Origin of the sequence: Neorhizobium sp. T7_12, from assembly GCF_002968535.1 — a bacterium.
Taxonomy (GTDB): Bacteria; Pseudomonadota; Alphaproteobacteria; order Rhizobiales; family Rhizobiaceae; genus Neorhizobium; species Neorhizobium tomejilense.
In genome coordinates, this window is the sequence record NZ_PVBK01000001.1 from 624,575 (window position 1) to 643,310 (window position 18,736).

An 18,736-nucleotide genomic window follows, 5' to 3' on the forward strand; every position below is an offset into this window, starting at 1 on the left:
ATTGGAGAGGCAGGACAATGGTAACGATCATTCGGGATGACGGTTCGGAAGTCTACGAGACGAGGGGTGGGATTGCGGTGAGCCGCCAGCGGCGCGCAGCGCCTTATGCGGATGCGATCTCCTCCTATGTCGACAGGCTCGACGAACGGCGCGGCGCGGTGTTTTCCTCCAACTATGAATATCCGGGCCGCTATACCCGCTGGGATACGGCGATCGCCGATCCGCCGCTCGGGATCTCCTCGAATGGCCGCAGGGTGTGGATCGAAGCCTTCAACGGTCGCGGCGAGGTGCTGCTCGGTTTCGTCGCGGACAAGCTGAAGACGGTAACCGAGCTGACGCTCGGGGAGCGGACGGACCGGCGCCTCGACCTTACTGTCAACGAGCCGACGCGCGTGTTCACCGAGGAAGAGCGCTCGAAGATGCCGACGGTGTTTTCCGTGCTGCGGGCAATCGTCGACCTGTTCCATTCGGAAGCGGATTCGGCGATCGGCCTGTTCGGTGCCTTCGGTTACGACATCGCCTTCCAGTTCGATGCGATCAAGCTTTCGATGCAGCGGCCGGAAGACCAGCGCGACATGGTCCTGTTTCTGCCGGACGAGATCCTCGTCGTCGACCATCATGCAGCCAAGGCCTGGATCGACCGCTACGACTTTTCCAAGGATGGCGTGACGACGGAAGGCAAGGACCAGGAGATCGCGCCCGATCCGTTCCAGCGCAATGACACGATACCGCCGAAAGGCGACCATCGGCCGGGCGAATATGCGGCGCTCGTCACCAAGGCGAAGGAAAGTTTCCGCCGCGGCGATCTGTTCGAAGTGGTGCCGGGGCAGAAGTTCATGGAGCGCTGCGACTCGAAGCCTTCGGAAATTTCCAACCGGCTGAAGGCGATCAATCCGTCGCCCTATTCCTTCTTCATCAATCTCGGCCTTCAGGAATATCTGGTCGGCGCCTCGCCGGAAATGTTCGTGCGGGTGTCGGGCCGGCGCATCGAGACCTGCCCGATTTCGGGCACGATCAAGCGCGGCGAAGACCCGATCGCCGACAGCGAACAGATCTTGAAGCTCCTGAACTCCAAGAAGGACGAGTCCGAGCTCACCATGTGCTCGGATGTCGACCGCAACGACAAATCCCGCGTCTGCGAGCCGGGGTCGGTCAAGGTGATCGGCCGCCGGCAGATCGAGATGTATTCGCGGCTCATCCATACCGTCGACCATATCGAAGGGCGCCTCAGGCCCGACATGGACGCGTTCGACGGTTTTCTCAGCCACGCCTGGGCCGTCACCGTCACCGGTGCGCCAAAACTGTGGGCGATGCGGTTTATCGAGAACCATGAAAAGAGCCCGCGCGCCTGGTATGGCGGGGCGATCGGCATGGTCGGTTTCAACGGCGACATGAATACCGGGCTTACGCTGCGCACGATCCGCATCAAGGACGGCATTGCCGAAGTGCGCGCCGGCGCGACGCTGCTCAACGACAGCGATCCGAACGAGGAAGAAGCCGAAACCGAACTGAAGGCCTCCGCCATGCTGACAGCGATCCGTGATGCAAAGGCCGGCAATGCGGCGAAGGCCGGCCGCGACGTGGCGCGGGTGGGGCAGGGGGTCAAGATCCTGCTCGTCGACCACGAGGACAGTTTTGTCCATACGCTCGCCAACTACTTCCGCCAGACGGGGGCTACGGTTTCGACCGTGCGTACGCCGGTGCCGGAAGAGGTGTTCGACCGCTTCGATCCGGACCTGGTCGTGCTTTCGCCCGGGCCTGGCAATCCGAAGGATTTCGATTGCAAGGCGACCATCAAATTGGCGCGCTCGAAAGGCCTGCCGATCTTCGGCGTCTGCCTCGGCCTGCAGGCGCTCGCGGAGGCTTATGGCGGGGAGCTGAGGCACCTGGCGGTGCCGATGCACGGCAAGCCGTCGCGCATCCGGGTGCTGGAACCGGGCATCGTCTTCTCCGGGCTCGCCAGGGAAGTCACCGTCGGACGCTATCACTCGATCTTTGCCGATCCGAAGACGCTGCACCCCGATTTCATGATCACCGCCGAAAGCGAAGACGGCACGATCATGGGCATCGAGCACGTCAAGGAACCGGTGGCGGCCGTGCAGTTCCACCCGGAATCGATCATGACACTCGGCGGCGATGCCGGCATGCGGATGATCGAGAACGTCGTGGCGCACCTGTCGCGGCGGGCAAAGACCAAGGCGGCGTAAGGTGTTGCCCGAGACCATCCCGATCGAATCCATCCGCGAAGAGCATATCGAGAGCTTTCACAAGGCGCTCGACATGGTCTCGCGCGAGCGGAAATATTTGAGCTTCCTGGAGGCGCCGCCGCTTGAAAGCGTGCGGTCCTTCGTGCGCGACAATATCGACAACGGCCATCCGCAGGTCGTCGCCGTCGTCGATGGAGAAGTAGTCGGCTGGTGCGACATCCGCCGGCATCCCCGCCCGACCGCCGCCCATTGCGGCACGCTCGGCATGGGCATCATCCCCGGTTATCGCGAAAAAGGCCTCGGCACTCGGCTGATCCGCGCTGCAATCGGGCAGGCCCGAGACCGCGGCTTCCACCGCATCGAACTGCATGTCCATGCCGACAACCCGCGCGCCATCGCGCTTTATGAAAAGGTCGGTTTCGTGCGCGAGGGCGTGGCGCGGGATGCGGTGAGGATCGACGGGCGGTTTGTCGACAGTATCAGTATGGCGGTGATCATAGGGTAGAGTTGGCCCAAAGACCGGCGGAGCGATCTGTCAGCCACTATTCAGCGGCACCCGCCAACAGCGAAGCCGCCGCCGGCAACCTTTCGCACGTTTCCGCAAACAGCTTCTCGCTCAAAAAATCGACCAGCACCCGGACTTTCGGCGACAGATGGCGGCTGGAGGGCCAGAGGAGGTGGAACTGGCCGGGGGCGTCGAGGTGTTCGTCGAGGATGGTCCGCAACCGGCCGTCCGCGACCGGTTCCCTTGCCAGGAAATCCGGCATGCAGCCGATGCCGAGGCCGGCGATGACGGTGCTGCGCAGCGCCTCCATGTTGTTGCAGGTGAGCGCCGTGCGCAGGTGCGGCTCGGCGCCTTCGGGCGGCAGGGTGATCGGCCAGTCCTGCAGCTTGCGGCTGTTCGGATAACGAAAGAGGATCGCCAGATGGCCGTCGAGTTCTCGCGGGCATTGCGGGATGCCGTGGCGGTCGAGATAGGTCGGGGCGGCACAGAGGAGCATCCGGAACGGCCTGAGCGTCCGCGACATCAGCCGCGAATCCGGCAGGTTGCCGCTGCGGATCGCCACGTCCACCTCCTCGTCGATCAGGTCGACGATCCGGTCGTTGAAATCGAGATCAAGTTCGATCTCAGGATAACGCTCGACGAATTCCGGCAGCACCGGCAGCAGAAGATGATAGGTGACGATCGGCGCGCTGACGCGGAGCTTTCCGCGCGGCACGGCGACCGCACTCGCCAGCGAAGCTTCGGCATCGTTCAGGTCGTCGAGCACGCGGCGGCACCGTTCATGGAAAAGCCGTCCTTCTTCCGTCAGCCGCAGGCTGCGGGTCGAGCGCTGGAAAAGCCGGACGCCGAGTTCCTTTTCGAGATTGGTGACGGCCTTGCCGACCGCCGACGCCGACAGGCCGAGCACCCGGCCGGCAGCGACGAAACTGCCGAGATCGGCGGTGCGCACGAAGGCCGTCAGTCCACCCAGACGATCCAATAGCGTCTCCCATTCGAGCGTTTTCTTCCGCCATATAAGGAACGGACCGAGGATTTTCCAAGCATTGCATCGGATTTATCTTGTGTTGGTGACATAAAGCCCTCCGGCCGGGTGGGTTCAAGGCGGTGGCTTCTCCCAAGGGCCGCCCGCCTTCCCCATTGCTCCAACACAGCGGAATCTCGGATATGAGAGACAACACACATGCTGTAACGGCAGCCGGACGGCTGTTCGTTCTGATCGCAGTCTGCTGCGCGGCGGTTGCCATGCCGCTGACCTTTACCGGCACGGCCGTCGGCCTTCCCGCCATCAGCCGGGCGCTCGGCGGCAGCCCGATCGCCCTCAACTGGGCCACCAATGCCTTCATGCTTTCCTTCGGCAGCACGCTGATGGCTGCCGGCGCGCTCGCCGACAGTTTTGGGCGCAAGCGGATTTTCCTGAGCGGCCTCGGCATTTTCGCGCTGTTCTCGACAGGTCTTGCCTTCGCGGGCGATATCGTCTGGTTCGATGTGCTGCGGGCGCTGCAGGGCATCGGCGCGGCAGCCGCCTTTTCCGGCGGCATGGCGTCGCTCGCTCAGGAATTCGACGGCGCGGCGCGCCTCAGGGCATTCAGCATCGTCGGCGCCAGCTTCGGCATCGGGCTCGCCTTCGGGCCGATCGCCTCAGGCTGGATGATCGCCATGTTCGGCTGGCCGGCGATTTTCGCATTGGTGGTCGCCCTTGCGGTGATCGCCTCCATCCTCGGCGCGACCTTCATGCAGGAATCACGCGATCCGGACGCCTCCGGCCTCGATTGGAAGGGGGCGCTCAGCTTCACGGCGGCGCTGACCGCTCTGACCTTCGGCGTGCTGCAGGCGCCGGAAAGCGGCTGGGGCGACCCGCTCGTCATCATCATGCTGCTGGCGGCAGTCCTGCTTTTCCTCGCCTTCGGCCTGATCGAGCGGACTGTGGCGCGGCCGATGCTTGACCTCACGCTGTTCCGTTATCCGCGTTTCGTCGGCGTGCAATTGCTGGCGGCGGCGCCGGCCTATGCCTTCGTGGTGCTGCTCATCCTCCTGCCGGTGCGGTTCATCGGCATCGAGGGCATGGACGAGATTGCCGGCGGGCGGATGATGATCGCGCTCTCCGGGCCGCTCCTCATCCTGCCGATCGCCGCCGGGCTGCTGACGCGCTGGTTCGCGCCGGCGACGATCTGCGGCGCCGGCCTGGCGATCTCGGCGGCTGGCCTGTTCTGGCTCAGCCGGTTCCCGGTCGGGTCGGAGCCGATACTGCTGATTGCGCCGCTCCTAACGATCGGGGTCGGCATCAGCCTGCCCTGGGGCCTGATGGACGGTCTTGCCGTCAGCGTCGTACCGAAGGAAAGAGCCGGCATGGCGACCGGCATCTTCAGCACCACGCGCGTGGCCGGCGAAGGTGTTGCGCTTGCGGTGGTGACGGCGGTGCTTTCGGCGCTCACCAGCGCGAACCTCGGCAGCGATACCGGCGACCAGGCGGGCGCGATCGCGCAGCGGTTGGTGACCGGCGACCTCCAGGATGCGGCGGAGCTTCTGCCGTCGATCGGCCAGGCGGCCTTGCTGCAGGGGTATGGCGACGGGTTTTCGTCGCTCCTGTGGCTGCTGACCGCGATCACGGCGCTGACGGCGGTGGTGGTGTTCCTCTTCCTCGGGCGGGGAAGCGAGGGGGTGGAGGAACTCGAGGAGGAGGAGGAAGTGGTCACCGCGACGCAATCCGACAAGGCGCGATTGGGCCAGCCGGCCCTTTGACAAACCCGCTCATCTGAGCGATATGCAGACTATTCGAAACCGCCGGAGCGAGACCATCTCGCTCCGGCGGTTTCGCCGTTTTGGACCTCCGGTCCTGCAAATCATTCGCACGCGCAAAAAGGAAGACATCGTGCCGAGGGAAGTCAAAATCGTCGAGCGGCTGGCCTTCTGGGGCATGCCGCTGTCGCTCGGCGTCATGTCCTTGAAGATGCTGGCCTGGTGGGTGACGGGCTCCGTCGCGCTGCTGTCGGACGGGCTGGAATCCTTCGTCAACGTGGTTGCCGCCTTCATCGCCTATTTCGTCATCCGCTATGCGCAGCGGCCGGCCGACCACGACCACCAGTTCGGCCATCACAAGGCGGAGTATATGTCGGCGGTGGTCGAAGGCGGGCTGATCATCGTCGCGGCGATCCTGATCATCAGCGAGGCCTGGGACGGGCTTTTTGCGCCGAGACTTCCGGATGCGCCGGTGCTCGGCCTTGCGATCAACGGGCTTGCGGCGGTCATCAATGCATTCTGGGCAACAACCCTGATTCGGGTCGGAACCGCTCATTATTCGCCGGCGATGGCGGCCGACGGCCAGCATATCATGTCCGACGTGGTCACCTCGGCCGGGGTCTTCGTCGGCCTCATCCTAGCCATTGCAACAGGATATGCGATCCTCGACCCGGTGCTCGCCATCCTGGTGGCGATCAACATTCTGTGGCAGGGCTACAAGGTGATCGCCCATTCCATCGGCGGTCTGATGGACCGGGCGCTGGAGCCGGACGAGGAGGCGGCGGTGCGCGAGGCGATCGCCACCCATTCGGTCGGCGCGCTCGGCGTCCATGACCTCAAGTCGCGCCGGGCGGGGGCTGCGGCCTTCATCGATTTTCATCTGGTCGTGCCGGCCGACATGAGCGTCGAAGAGGCGCATGTGATCTGCGACCGCTTGGAAGATGCGATCAAAGAGATTATTGCGGGCGCCACGTTGGCGATCCATGTGGAGCCCGAAAGCGAAAATCCGCATGGACAGAAGGTCGAATTCGAAGGAACAGGCAAATGACGATGACCGATGTCACCGGGCTCTCGCAGCTCGGATCCCAGGTGGAGGCTCCGCAGAGCCCCGAAACCGCGGTGCTGGAAAAGGTGCCGAACGGCAACCAGGGCACCGATTACGTGGTGCGCTTCACAGCGCCGGAATTCACCTCGCTCTGCCCGATGACCGGCCAGCCGGACTTCGCTCATATCGTCATCGACTATATTCCGGACGGGTTTCTGGTGGAGTCGAAGTCGCTGAAGCTGTTCCTGCATTCCTTCCGGAACCACGGCGCGTTCCATGAGGACTGCTCGATCTATATCGCCAAGCGGATCGTCGATCTGCTCGCCCCGAAGTGGCTGAGGATCGGCGCCTACTGGTATCCGCGCGGCGGTATCCCGATCGACGTGTTCTGGCAGACGGGCGAGGCCCCGGCTGGCGTGTGGCTGCCGGAGCAGGGGGTCGCGACGTATCGGGGACGTGGGTGAGGCGCGACGGCTTGCAGGCAAAACGCTCCAGTGGAGCGTTTTGAGCGCCGAACGCGCTGAGCCAAAGCGAAGCGCCGGGCGGTGCAGCGCGCCCCGCTCACACGTCCATCGAATCGTCGTTGCCCAAATCGCTGTTGTCGAAATCCGCCTGGTCGTCGGAGAAGTCGTCGTTGCCGTAATCGGCTTGCTGCAGGCCGGAATTGTCGGCTGCGTCATTGGTGTTGGCGGCGGTGCTTTTGTCATCCGAGGCCTGGCGGATCGCGTCATCGCCGAAATAGTTGTTGTTGATGACGGTTTCCTCGCCCGGGGCGTTGCTGCTGCCGAAGGGGTTGCTGCCGGCGAGCGGCGAGCCCCAGCCGAGCGAGTTCATGTGGCTGCCGAAAATACCCGACAGCGAATTGGCGAGCAGCATGCCGCCCGCGACGCCGGCTGCGGTGCCGAGCGCGCCGCGCAGGAAGCTGCCGCCGGCTGACGGGACGGATGTCTGGCCGCTCCAGGGGGCGGCGGAAGGCGGTGGCGCGCGATAACCGTCGTCATAATCGCTGCCGGTGCGGTAGCTCTGGCGCGGGGCGGCACCCCATGGGCCGGACTGGGGGCCAGCCTGGGGAGCCGGACCGGTTCGAAGACCGGGCTGCGGGGCGGGGTGCTGCGCCTGACCGGTGCCGAAGATCGAACTCAGAAACCCGCCGCTCTGTTCGGCGCGGTGATGATCGCTCGTCTCCGCTTCGAGCTGGCGGACGCGGTCTTCCAGTTCCTTGATATGGTTGGCCGCGGCTTCCAGGCCCTTTTCCTGCACGATCACGGCCTGGGCCAGATAGTAGGTGGCGTAGGGCTGTTCGCGGGTTGCCTGGTCTATCAAGGTCTCGGCATCCCGGTCGCGCGGCGTGGCGGCGGCGGTGCGGATGCGGTCGAAAAGGGCAGTCAGGAGCTGGCGTTCTTCCGGTGACATGTTTGCCTCCTTGCAGGCGTTTGCCGTCACCAGGAAGGTAGGCAGGGATTCCGGCATTTCAAAGCCGGAATCCCTTACATTTCGGTAATCTTGGCCAGTGACCGGGGGCTCAGGCGAAGGCCAGCGATAGGCCGAGAAGCGCGGTTCCGGCGCCGAGGATACGGGCGATGTAAGGGCTGAAGCGGGCAATGCCGATGCCGAGCGCGATACCGGCTGCATGCAGGAACGCGGTGGCGATCATGAAGCCGATGCCGAACTGCAACGCGCCTGCCGCGCCGAGTTCGCCGCCATGGGCGTGGCCGTGGAACAAGGCGAAGACGCCGACGACGGCCGCTGCTGCCGAAACCGGCAGTTTCACCGCCATTGCGACGAGCAGGCCAAGGCCGATCACCGAGGCGAGGATCGCCGGTTCGACGAAGGGGAGGCCGGTGCCGCCGAGCACGAGCAGGAAGCCGGCGGCCATGGTGCCGACGAAGGCCAGGGGTATTATCCACAACGCGTTGCGGCTGCTGCCGCTCCTAGTCTGCGCCGCCCACAGGCCGACGGCGACCATGACCAGGATATGGTCGGCGCCGAACAGCGGATGGGAAAACCCGGCGAGAAACGAGCCGTGCGCGGCCGGGTCGAGATGCGCGAAGGCGGGTGCGGTGGCGGCGGCAAGAATGGCGGCGGCGAGCGAAAGGCGTTTCAGCATTTGGGTCCCCTGGAAATTATGTGCATGCGGAATGACTGCGAAGATAGGCAAGCGCCTTGTGGCTGTCCATCGGCAATTGCCGCGACAGAAGGCTCGGTACTACGTCATTCACCTTAGTCCGTGGAAGGTGCCGTCTTAGACTCTACGCTCCATTGTTTTACGGCGGCGAACACATTATGTCCGGTATATGAATCTGATGCAGGAGACTCTCAGCGTGCTCGACGACGAAGACGACAAGGACGACAAGACCAAGGAACTGCCGCTCGGCAAGGAAACGGAAGCGAATCTTTTCAAGTCGCGTTCGATCTTCATCTATGGAACGATTACCCAGGAACTGGCGCAGAAGGTCAACACGCAGCTCGTGGCGCTTGCCGCTGCCAGCGACGACGACATCCGCGTCTATGTGAGCTCGCCCGGCGGCCACGTGGAATCGGGCGATTCGATCCATGACATGATCAAGTTCATCAAGCCGAAGGTCTGGATGATCGGTACGGGCTGGGTCGCATCGGCCGGCGCGCTGATCTACGTGTCCGTTCCGAAGGAGCGCCGCATCTGCTTGCCGAACACCCGCTTCCTGCTTCATCAACCGTCCGGCGGCACCCGCGGCATGGCATCCGACATCGAGATCCAGGCCCGCGAAATCATCAAGATGAACGAGCGGCTGAACAGGATCTTTGCGGAAGCAACCGGCCAGTCGGTCGAGAAGATCGCCAAGGATACCGACCGCGATTATTGGCTGTCGGCCGAAGAAGCCAAGACCTACGGCCTGGTTTCGAGGATCGTGACGTCGCAGAGCGAAATCTGATCGCTCTCCGCCATTTGAATTGAGAAAGCCCCGCCGGTTGCCACCGGCGGGGCTTTTTGTTGTTTGCAGGCTTGCGTTACCCGCGGATGGGCCCGTGCGGTTCAGGCGACCTGCGGACGCCAGGCGATGACGCCTTCCGTGCGGGCGCGGACGTCCGGAGCGGCAAGGCAGGTGGCGACGGTCTCGTAACCGGGTGCACCCGGGACAGGCGCGACGCGGCTCGGCGGGCTGTGGTTGGCGGGGCAGAGGATGATCGCCTCGTCCGGTCCAACGGCGCCGAGATCGAGGATAGCCGAGGAGCGGGTCATGATGAAGAGCGGACGGGCGCCGGGACCGCGATTGCGCAGATAGACGGAGACTGCTTCCTGCGATGTCTGATCCAGACCCTGCTCGATCATGTCGATGACCGGGATGCCGTCCGCGTCGGCTTCAATGGCGACGAGGAGGGCGGTAAGGGCAGGCGTTGCCGTAGCGCCTTCCTCGACAAGCCAGGCGAGCGATTGCTCGACGCGTAGCTTCAGCGCCGGATCGGTTTCCATCCGTGCCCGGGCGTCGGCGGCATCGTTGGCGGCGCGATCGAGATCCACGAAGACCGCGCCCGGAAGATGTTCGGCGATCGCCTTGGAGAACCGGGTCTTGCCGCTGCCGAGCGGGCCGATGATGTAGTTGAGCGGCCTCACGTCCCTGAGCTCGAAGCGTTCGCCGCCCCAGGGCCAGGGAAGGTCGAACGCTGCGACGATCTCGGCCGCCGGACGCGTCAGGCGCGTCAACTCGTGCATCCGCGGCGGTTCGCCGGCGGCAAGGTCCGCGCGCAGGTTGCGGACTCTTTCGACCGTCTCGGCGATCCGGTGGGCTTCCGTTTCGAGCCTCGCCTGATGGGCGGCAAGAGCGGGCGCAAGGTCCTGCGCCTCGCCTTTCAGCACCCGCGCCACCTGTGCGAGGCTGAGGCCAAGGGCTCGCAATGCAGCGATCTCGCCGGCGCGGGCCATTTCGACAGGGCCGTAGGTCCGCCATCCGGCCGCGGTGCGCACCGGGATGATCAGGCCGCGCTGCTCATAAAGGCGCAGCGCCTTCGCGGATATGCCGAGCCGTTCAGCGGCGTCGGACGGGTTCAGGTAGCGTGCGGAAGAACTCAAGGAATCACCTCGCCGGTTGTTGACCGCTCCTCCTATCGGGGCAGCCCCAGGGGCCGGGTCAACATCTGTTTTGCGAGGTCCGACTTTTTCCGAGGCGGTTCGCAAAGGAAAGAGGTTTAATCGGCGGCCTTTTCCTTCGGCGTGTTCATTTAGGCGCGATGGTTCAGGGTTCTCTTGAAATTGAGTCGACGAGAACACCGGTACGATCAAGCCGACCTCGATTGCCGGGTGGTCTCCACGACCTGCTGAGCGATGTAGAATAACAGGAAGATGGCGGCATTGAATTCCAGCAGTTCCTCCACCGCCGAGAGCGTGCGGGAAGTCGTGGCTACATCAACGACCTGCGCCATGCCGATCAGTCCTACGTGAAGGAAAATCAGAACGTGGTTCGAAAGCCATGGCCATCCGGCATCCATGCGCATGTTCCATACAACTCTCAACGCAAAGACCAATGTGCCGAGGGAAATGGCAAGAATGAGTCCAATGAACGCCCAGCCAAGACCCGGGCTGAGCTCGTCCATAAGCCGGTAGGCCAAGATCAGCAAATCATGGAATCCATCCAGTTCGCCTCCACCGTAGAGAGCTGGCGGTTGAAATCCAAGGATGCGAGCGCCGAAGCTTGTCTCATCCATCAACTCAGCGAGCCCAAGCAGGCCGCCCAACGACAGAGCCGCGCGTGGGCCAGATACGACAGTAGCCGCTCCCGCCAACAGCACAACGCTTGCCAGGCACACGGCGCCACCCGTTTCGACGATGCCGTCCTCCCCGAGAAGCACGGCTCGGGCACTTGGTACGAAAACGGCCGTCAAGGCACTGCCAGCGGTGCAGAGGGCGACCACCGTCAACGGCCATATGAGCCATCGAAGTTGGCTGGTCTGCGAAGGCAGATGGGGGAAATCCAAGGGTGTAGATGTGGCACCGTCATCAATGTCTTCGGCACGAATTTTGAGGTTTTTCATCGCTCTACCGTGTCATCTGTTTGTCACAAACTTACCGGTTTGACGAATGGTTGACCAATAACATTAGCTTGCAGAAGGTTTCAAAGGCCGGTCTGGTGGTCGAGCCGGTCGCTCTGTCTTGCGATGTTCGATTTTTTCCGAAGGCGGTTCGCTCAGTCGACCAGCGCTACCGATGGCGCGAACCACGTGTGGTTGCCTGCCCGCCAGTCCGTCGCGAAAGTGATGAACTCGTTGGCCGGCATCGGTTTTGCGAAGACGTATCCCTGCAGGGTCTGGCAGCCGAGGCTGCGCAGGATGTCGACATGCGCTGCCGTCTCAACCCCTTCGGCGACGATCTCGATGCCCTGGGAGCGGCCGATCTCGATGATCGAGGCGACCAGCCGGCGCTGCGAGCCGGCGGCTTCGAGCGGTGCAATCAGCTTGCGGTCGATCTTCAGCCGCTTGGGCCCGAGTTCGAGAAGGCTGACGATCGAGGCATGGCCGGTGCCGAAATCGTCGATTTCGATATCGATCCCGAGCGCCTTGAGATCGAGGATGGCGGATCTCAGTTCCTTGTCCTGATCCTCGAAGGAGATCGATTCGAGAAGTTCGAACGACAGGGTTCCGGGCGCGATCGGCAATTCGGCCAGCCGTTTGAACAGCCTCTCGTCCTTCAGGCGCTGGGCCGAGATGTTGACGGAAAGATGCGGGATCTCGAGGCCGAGCGCCCTCCATCTCACCGATTGGAAGAGTGCCTTTTCGAGAATGATCGCATCGATATCGGCCGACCGGTGCAGGCTCTCGGCGATCGCCAGGAAACTGTCCGGCGCCAGCAGGCCGCGTTTAGGATGCTGCCAGCGGGCCAGCGCCTCGACGCCGACTATGTCGAGCGAATGCGCATCGAACTGGGGCTGGAAAAACGGGATGATCTGGTCGTCTTCGAGCGCGCTCAGGAACTCGTCGGACATGCGCTTGCGCAACACGACCGCCGAGCGCAGTTCCTTTGAGAAAACCTCGACACGGTTGCGGCCGCGTTTCTTGGCTTCATAGAGCGCGATATCGGCATTGATCAGCAACTGGCTCAGCTCCTCGCCGGCTGCCGACTGCCAGGCGATGCCGGCGCTGCAGCCGATGCGACATTCATGCCCGCCGATATCGATGGGGCGGGCAAGGGTGTTGACGATCGACTGGGCGAGGTATTCCGCCCGGCGCTGCGGCTCCGCACCGCCGGTCACGACGACGAATTCGTCACCGCCGATACGCGAGGCGAACTCGTCGTGGTCGATCAGTTCGAGCAGGCGGGTCGTGGCAGCCTTCAGGACCGCATCGCCCGCCGCATGGCCGAGCGTGTCGTTGACTTCCTTGAAGCGATCGAGATCGATGTGGATAAATGCCAGCCGGTGGCCCGCAGCCTGGTTCTCTCCGGCGGTCATGAACTGGTCGAGGAAGCGCCGGTTCGGCAGGCCCGTCAGGGCGTCGTGCAGCGACTGGTGTTCGAGTGTGCGCCTTGCCGAACGCAGTTCGTCGTTCTGCAATTCGGCTTTCGTCTGTGCCAGCCGCAGTTCGGAATGCAACGTGACGTCCCTGGTGACGTCCCAGTTGGCACCGACCACCCGCTTGACGCCTCCTGCGGTCCGGTAGGTGGCTCCGTGCGCACGGATGTGGCGGATCTCGCCGCTCCGGGAGACGACGCGGAACTCGGTACGATAGCCCGTTTCATCCTTGAGCGCCTTGCGGAAGCAGATCTCGGCGGCTTCTCTGTCGTCGGGATGCAGCGCATCGCGCCAGTCCACGTATTCGAGGACATCACTATCCGGCGGCGCGTCGTAGAGCTCGCGCATGCGCTGGTCCCAGATCAGCGTGTCGGTCGAAGGTTCGTATTCCCACACGCCGACACCCGAAGCCTGAAGTGCCAGTTCGAGGCGCTGGGACAGCGTTTCCAGCTGTTCCTCGCGCTGCTGCAGAGTAAGGATGTTGCCGTGCCGCTGCTTCATCAACAGCCCCGCCCAGATGAGCGGAGCGGCGATGCAGAAGGCGATCAGAAGGGCGGTGATCCGGAAGCTGAAGATGTCCGGCGGCGAGCCCTGCCATCCACCTTTCGGGACTGCGGCGAGATACCATGTGTCGTAACCGAGCTCGATTCTCGACTTGACGGGATCTTGCGAAAATATGGCGCCCTTTCCAAGGAAAATGTCGCGCTCGGCGGGGATGGGCCGCTGCGAGATTGTGATGTCCAGTGCTTGACGCTGGGTATTGACGTTGCTGTCCGTGTAGAGCCTGTCGAGGTCGATGACAGCCGAAACGACACCCCAGAACCGGCCGTTGGCAAGCGAGAAGACCGGATAGCGGGCAATCAGCCCCTGGCCGCCTTGCACCAGATTGACCGGACCGGTGATGACGAGCGTCCGCCGCTCGACGGCTCTCATCACGGCATCCCGCTGGAGCTCGTTGGTGCGGTAGTCGAGACCGAGGGCCTTCTTGTTCGCCTCTTCGGGATAGACAAGGCCGACTACCAGATCCTTGGCGGCGACCACGTTGCGCAGCTGCGACGGAACCCCGAAAACCCGCTCAGAGAGCGCCGTGAACTGCGGCTGGTTCATGTTCGGATTGGCGGCGATCGCTGCGATGAGCCCATATATCAGGTTGACGTTGCCGCGGATATTGGTCTCTAGGCTGGCCGCAACCCGGGCCAGTTGCTCGGCTGCCTTGACCTGCTGCGCCACGTGGTATTGTTCGCGTTTCTCGATATCAGCGCGGACCACCCCGACCAAGAGGCCGGCAACAGCAAGGATGGCCGGAAAGAAATAGCCGAGGCCGAAGAACTGAAGACCAGACGATTTCGATTTCGAGATGAAGGGCAGCGAGGTCATTGGGATTTCCGATGGTGTCCCCCACTGTCGCCGACAAAATTTAAGATTGTCTAATTTATCCCTGCGTCAGTTAGATTTGGTGCGGATAGCTCCGATCCAAAGACCGACAGCGTGGGAAAAACGCTGGCCGCATCGGCGTATGAGAGTTCTATACCGGCGTGTGCTCCGGCGTGCCCGGCCGGCGCCCGTAGACGGCGACGGAATCGTATTTCTTCTCGTCGGAGGCAAAGGCCGTCGAAAGAAGAAGCTGGATCGACCGCAGCACCGTATGCCGCCGGCCTGAAGGATGGGCGGTATATTCGCGGGTCCGGTCGTAGATCGAGGTCTCCCATTGCCGCCAGCTCGCATGGTGGTGGCGGGTATAACCCATGTATTGGAAGCTGGAGAAGGTGAAGCCGCCAAGGCCGATCGCCTTGCGAAGACAGGAGGGCGTGAAGAAGTAGAGATGACGCGGCGCGTCGAACATGGCCGAGCAGACGCCGAGGCTTTTGAAATGGGTGGCTGCGCAGTTGGGCACTTCGCAAAACAGTATCCCACCAGGACGCGTCAGGAAGAAGGCCTTCTGGAGCGCCAGGATCGGGTCGCGGCAATGTTCCAGCACATGGCGCATGATCACGAGATCGCAGCTCTGTCCTTTGAGATCGGCGGGAAGCTCCTCGCAGGTGCCCGCAAGCACCGTGATGCCCGCCTTGGCTGCCTCGGCTCTTGCCGCTGCATCCGGCTCGACGCCGAGAACGTTGAAGCCGAGCGCCTTGAAACGGCCGAGGAGATCACCGCCGCCGCAGCCGAGGTCGCAGATCGAGGCGCCTGGCGGCAGATCCTTGGCGATGCGCTCGGGATCGAGCGACTGGCCCTTGTCGAGGCGCCAGGCGGCGTGGAGCAGCGCCCTGTCGAGGAGGGTCTGATTGACCTCCGCGAGATGGCTCTGCCCGTGGGTGTAATACCGGGCGGTATCATAAAAAGACGGAATTTCTTCCGAACTGGGCATGGGGCTGACGGCGCCCAGCCCGCATTCCGTGCAGACCACGAAATCTTTGTGGGGGTTTTCGGCGCCCTTTAACGGGTCGAGCGGCATATACGTCCACGGGGCAGTTTGCCCACCGCAGGAAAAGCAGGTCATCGCGTGCTCCGCCAAAGATGACTGCAATTTGCCGAGGATACCGATCTTCAACAACATGCCTAAAGTGATGATCTACCGATGGAGTATGTGGTGATAATTGGGAATGGCGCTTGCCAATCCACGCGTGTCGCCGATGCACGGTATTCTGCTTTGTATCGGAGGGGATTTCGGTCGTGCCTATGCAGGGCTGATAAGGTTCCGGCCGGCACGCTTGGAACGGTAGAGGCCGTCGTCGGCGCGTTTCAGAATGTCCTCGGAGGAGGCGTCGGCCGGCAGAAATTCGCTCAAGCCGCCGCTGATCGTGGCGTGATGGCCAAGCGCTTCCCGGACCTCGGTGGCGACGCGCTGGCGCAACCGGTTGGCGATGACGATGCCGTGCTCCTGCCGGGTGGCGGGCATGACCACGACGAACTCGTCGCCGCCGAGGCGGGCGAGAAAGTCGGTCTTGCGCAATTCCAGGCGACAGACGCCGGCGATCGCTTTCAGAACCGCATCGCCCATCGCATGTCCAAGCTCGTCGTTGACGGTCTTGAAGTGGTCGATGTCGAACATGAAGACGGACGTCGGGATATGCTCGTCCCGAAAAAGCTCGAACTTCAGGGCGAGCACGTCCATCAGCTTTCGGCGATTGAAGAAGCCGGTCAGTGCATCAGTTTCGCTTTGGTGGCGCAACTGGTTCTCGACGGCGTTCTTTTCCGTGATGTTGCTGGCGACCCAGACGATCGCATCCTCGCCGTCGACCTGGAAATCGAGCGCCTGCAAGCGTCCCTCGAACCAGATCGGGTGGGCTGGACCGTCGTTCTGTAGCCCCTTCACGTCGCTGCCGGAGAGGCTGTATTCGATGATATGCAGGGCACGCGAGGCGAGCGCCTTTTCGATCTCCCGCACGAAGCGTTGCGCCTTCTCGACGACGAGGACGTCGTAGAGGCTCTTGCCGACGAGATAGCTGCCCTCGTGATAATATCGGGTGTCCTTGCCGCCGAAGAGCGCCGCATAACGGCCGCTGCGGGTCAGGACGAAACAGGGATCCGGGAGCGCCGACAGGATGAAATAAAGCTGATCGCGGGAAAAGGCGGTTTCCTGTCCGATCTCGATCTCTGGCGCAAGGTGAGCTGCCGTCATTGCGGTTCCCGGGGCGTTGATGCAATCCGGGCTGCATGGCCGGACCGACCGGAAGCAACGGGCGCACGGTCCGGAGACTACCGCCAAACTCCTTCCAAATTATCAACAGATGCGAATATTCGCAGGCACGAATAAAGGCGGGAGCGGCAGCCGGCAAAGACAAATGGCTGGCTGCAGCCATGGCTTTCCATCTCGGCCGTACCCTTTTGCGGCAAACGCGCCTTGCCTTTGCCGGCGGGCCTATGTTCGATTGCGGACTTTCAAATTCATGAGTCCCCGCCCGCATGTTCAAGGATTTTTCCGTTTCGGCCCTGATGATGGGGCTGCTCACTGCCTTTGTCGGGTTCATCAGCTCGTTTGCGGTCATCATGCAGGGGCTGCAGGCGATGGGGGCGACCGCGCCGGAAATCGCCTCGGCTCTCCTGGCGCAATCGATTTCGATGGGTTTGCTGGCGATCGTGTTCTCGAGCTGGTACCGGATGCCGATCAGCATCGCCTGGTCGACGCCGGGAGCGGCGCTTCTGTCCGGCATCAGCATGATCGAGGGCGGATTTCCGGCCGTGGTCGGCGCCTTTGTGGTCTGCGGCGTACTGATCATTCTCTCCGGCCTGTTCCGGCCGCTCAGCCGGGCGATCCGGCTGATTCCGGCGCCGCTCGCCAATGCCATGCTGGCCGGTATTCTGCTCAGCCTTTGCCTTGCGCCGGTGAAGGCTGTCGCCTTCAATGCGGCGCTCGGCCTGCCGATCGTGCTGACCTGGATGGTGGTGGTTTCCAGGTGGCGGCTATGGGCGGTGCCGGCGTCGCTCGGCGCGTTGATCCTGGTGCTGATCTTCGGCGTCGACCTTGCACCGGACGCGATGGCGCAGATCGGCGCGGCGATCCATCCGGGCCTCACCTTCGTTACGCCGGTCTTCACCCTGCACGGGATGATCTCGGTGGCGCTGCCTCTGTTCATCGTCACCATGGCCTCGCAGAACATACCCGGCATGGCGATCTTGAAGGTGCATCACTACGAGCCGCCGGCAGTTGTGATGTTTGTCGGCACCGGCATCTTCTCGATCCTCGGCGGGCTGGTCGGCGGCGTGCCGGTCAACATGGCGGCGATCACAGCGGCGATGTGCGCCAGCGAGGATGCCCACCCCGATCCCGCAAAACGCTACTGGGCGGCGATCGTCGCCGGCTTCGGTTACATCGTGTTCGGCCTGATCGCCGGCGGCATCATCGCCTTCGTGTCGCTGGCGCCGCCGATCCTGCTGCAGGCGGTGGCAGGTCTCGGACTGATCGGCGCCTTTGCCAATGCGGCCTTTGCGGCCTATCGCGACCCGGAAACGCGCGAAGCCGCGGCGATCACCTTCCTCGTGACGGCGTCGGGTCTTTCGTTTGCGGGGATTTCCGGGGCATTCTGGGGGCTCGTGGCTGGCGGGGTGATGATGGGATTGCAGAAGGTGGTGAAAAGGGCTTAGTCTTCTTTGGGTTGTATCTGTCGCTAGCCGGATTGTTCATGGAATTCGAGTTCGATCCGGGAAAGAGTGCTTCCAATAAAGACAAGCACGGAATCGATTTTATCGAAGCTCAGGCCCTCTGGCTGGATAATGGCTCGATTACGGTTCCGGCCAAGTCTGTCGGAGAGCTTCGCTCGGCGCTTATCGCGAAACTTGGCGACAAGCTGTGGGTTGTATTCTACACTGAAAGAAACGATGCCATCCGGATCATTTCAGTGCGGCGAGCACGAGAAATGGAAAGGCAGCACTATGAAGACCATCACAGCAGCAGAACTCGATGAGAAATTCGACAATGGCGAGGATATCAGCGAATATCTCGACTGGTCGAAAGCAAGCCGTCCCAATCTCGAACTGAAGCACGTCGATATCGATCTGCCGGTGTGGATGCTGCGCGATCTGGACAAGGAAGCGGAACGGCTCGGCGTGACGCGGGAATCTCTCATGACACAGTGGATCAAAGAGCGCCTTGAGGCGTCACGTCAGTCCAAATAGCCCACTTGCCTCCTCCGTTGCGTGCAGGTATACATCCTGCCCATGACCATGACAGGCGCAATCATGTCCGACCGTTCGTCTACCCGCCGCATCGCGGCCGGGACGACGGTATTTGCGCTTTCCTCGCTTCTTAGCCTCGACCTTACGCGCG

The 18,736-nt window shown here is 62.8% G+C and carries 17 protein-coding genes; 9 read left to right on the forward strand and 8 right to left on the reverse strand.

Annotation, left to right across the window (positions count from 1 at the left end; translation table 11 throughout):
- Nucleotides 1-17 precede the first annotated feature (17 nt).
- Nucleotides 18-2,207, forward strand: coding sequence for an anthranilate synthase (locus C5J26_RS03150; RefSeq protein WP_105400466.1), 2,190 nt, complete (start codon nt 18-20; stop codon nt 2,205-2,207).
- A 1-nt stretch (nt 2,208) separates the two neighbouring features.
- Complete coding sequence (locus C5J26_RS03155; RefSeq protein WP_371681882.1) at nt 2,209-2,712, forward strand: GNAT family N-acetyltransferase; 504 nt, start codon at nt 2,209-2,211, stop codon at nt 2,710-2,712.
- Between the two features lie 37 nt (nt 2,713-2,749).
- On the opposite strand, the gene C5J26_RS03160 is transcribed toward C5J26_RS03155, so the two are convergent.
- A complete protein-coding gene (locus C5J26_RS03160) occupies nt 2,750-3,691 on the reverse strand; it encodes a LysR family transcriptional regulator (RefSeq protein WP_105400467.1) in 942 nt (313 codons plus the stop codon).
- A gap of 185 nt (nt 3,692-3,876) precedes the next feature.
- On the opposite strand from C5J26_RS03160, the gene C5J26_RS03165 reads away from it, so the two are divergent.
- From C5J26_RS03165 to queF, 3 genes are read left to right on the forward strand one after another with little or no spacing between them, the layout of a single operon-like run.
- The gene (locus C5J26_RS03165) at nt 3,877-5,451 is read left to right on the forward strand and encodes an MFS transporter (RefSeq protein ID WP_105400468.1); all 1,575 of its coding nucleotides are present in this window, start codon (nt 3,877-3,879) and stop codon (nt 5,449-5,451) included.
- A 22-nt stretch (nt 5,452-5,473) separates the two neighbouring features.
- Nucleotides 5,474-6,496: a cation diffusion facilitator family transporter gene (locus C5J26_RS03170; protein WP_206051147.1), complete on the forward strand. Its 1,023-nt coding sequence runs from the start codon at nt 5,474-5,476 to the stop codon at nt 6,494-6,496.
- A complete protein-coding gene (gene queF / locus C5J26_RS03175) occupies nt 6,493-6,957 on the forward strand; it encodes a preQ(1) synthase (protein WP_105400469.1) in 465 nt (154 codons plus the stop codon). The genes C5J26_RS03170 and queF overlap by 4 nt, the downstream gene beginning before the upstream one ends.
- Nucleotides 6,958-7,054: 97 nt before the next feature.
- On the opposite strand, the gene C5J26_RS03180 is transcribed toward queF, so the two are convergent.
- Complete coding sequence (locus tag C5J26_RS03180; protein ID WP_105400925.1) at nt 7,055-7,906, reverse strand: DUF2076 domain-containing protein; 852 nt, start codon at nt 7,904-7,906, stop codon at nt 7,055-7,057.
- A gap of 109 nt (nt 7,907-8,015) precedes the next feature.
- Nucleotides 8,016-8,600: a HupE/UreJ family protein gene (locus C5J26_RS03185; RefSeq protein WP_105400470.1), complete on the reverse strand. Its 585-nt coding sequence runs from the start codon at nt 8,598-8,600 to the stop codon at nt 8,016-8,018.
- Nucleotides 8,601-8,814: 214 nt separating this feature from the next.
- On the opposite strand from C5J26_RS03185, the gene C5J26_RS03190 reads away from it, so the two are divergent.
- Complete coding sequence (locus C5J26_RS03190; protein ID WP_245282843.1) at nt 8,815-9,405, forward strand: ATP-dependent Clp protease proteolytic subunit; 591 nt, start codon at nt 8,815-8,817, stop codon at nt 9,403-9,405.
- 101 nt (nt 9,406-9,506) lie between these two features.
- Here the strand turns inward: C5J26_RS03190 and C5J26_RS03195 are convergent, their stop codons facing one another.
- The 5 genes from C5J26_RS03195 to C5J26_RS03215 form a co-directional block, all read right to left on the reverse strand.
- The gene (locus tag C5J26_RS03195; RefSeq protein ID WP_105400471.1) at nt 9,507-10,541 is read right to left on the reverse strand and encodes a MerR family transcriptional regulator; all 1,035 of its coding nucleotides are present in this window, start codon (nt 10,539-10,541) and stop codon (nt 9,507-9,509) included.
- Between the two features lie 206 nt (nt 10,542-10,747).
- On the reverse strand, nt 10,748-11,500 hold the full coding sequence (locus C5J26_RS03200; protein WP_105400472.1) for a hypothetical protein: 753 nt from the start codon (nt 11,498-11,500) through the stop codon (nt 10,748-10,750).
- A gap of 152 nt (nt 11,501-11,652) precedes the next feature.
- Complete coding sequence (locus C5J26_RS03205) at nt 11,653-14,349, reverse strand: EAL domain-containing protein (protein WP_105400473.1); 2,697 nt, start codon at nt 14,347-14,349, stop codon at nt 11,653-11,655.
- A 148-nt stretch (nt 14,350-14,497) separates the two neighbouring features.
- Nucleotides 14,498-15,469 (reverse strand): class I SAM-dependent methyltransferase, encoded by a 972-nt coding sequence (locus C5J26_RS03210; RefSeq protein WP_172745738.1) that lies wholly within the window; start codon nt 15,467-15,469, stop codon nt 14,498-14,500.
- A 177-nt stretch (nt 15,470-15,646) separates the two neighbouring features.
- Nucleotides 15,647-16,591 (reverse strand): sensor domain-containing diguanylate cyclase, encoded by a 945-nt coding sequence (locus C5J26_RS03215; protein WP_105400475.1) that lies wholly within the window; start codon nt 16,589-16,591, stop codon nt 15,647-15,649.
- A gap of 284 nt (nt 16,592-16,875) precedes the next feature.
- Between C5J26_RS03215 and C5J26_RS03220 the strand changes: the two genes are divergently transcribed.
- Genes C5J26_RS03220 through brnA form a run of 3 tightly spaced genes read left to right on the forward strand, consistent with a single transcriptional unit; the run spans nt 16,876 to nt 18,585 of the window.
- Nucleotides 16,876-18,054 carry a benzoate/H(+) symporter BenE family transporter gene (locus C5J26_RS03220; RefSeq protein ID WP_105400476.1) on the forward strand — a complete coding sequence of 393 codons (1,179 nt, stop codon included), beginning with the start codon at nt 16,876-16,878 and terminating at the stop codon, nt 18,052-18,054.
- 38 nt (nt 18,055-18,092) lie between these two features.
- Nucleotides 18,093-18,374 carry a BrnT family toxin gene (locus C5J26_RS03225; RefSeq protein ID WP_105400927.1) on the forward strand — a complete coding sequence of 94 codons (282 nt, stop codon included), beginning with the start codon at nt 18,093-18,095 and terminating at the stop codon, nt 18,372-18,374.
- A complete protein-coding gene (brnA, locus tag C5J26_RS03230) occupies nt 18,343-18,585 on the forward strand; it encodes a type II toxin-antitoxin system BrnA family antitoxin (RefSeq protein WP_206051148.1) in 243 nt (80 codons plus the stop codon). The genes C5J26_RS03225 and brnA overlap by 32 nt, the downstream gene beginning before the upstream one ends.
- Nucleotides 18,586-18,736: the final 151 nt, after the last annotated feature.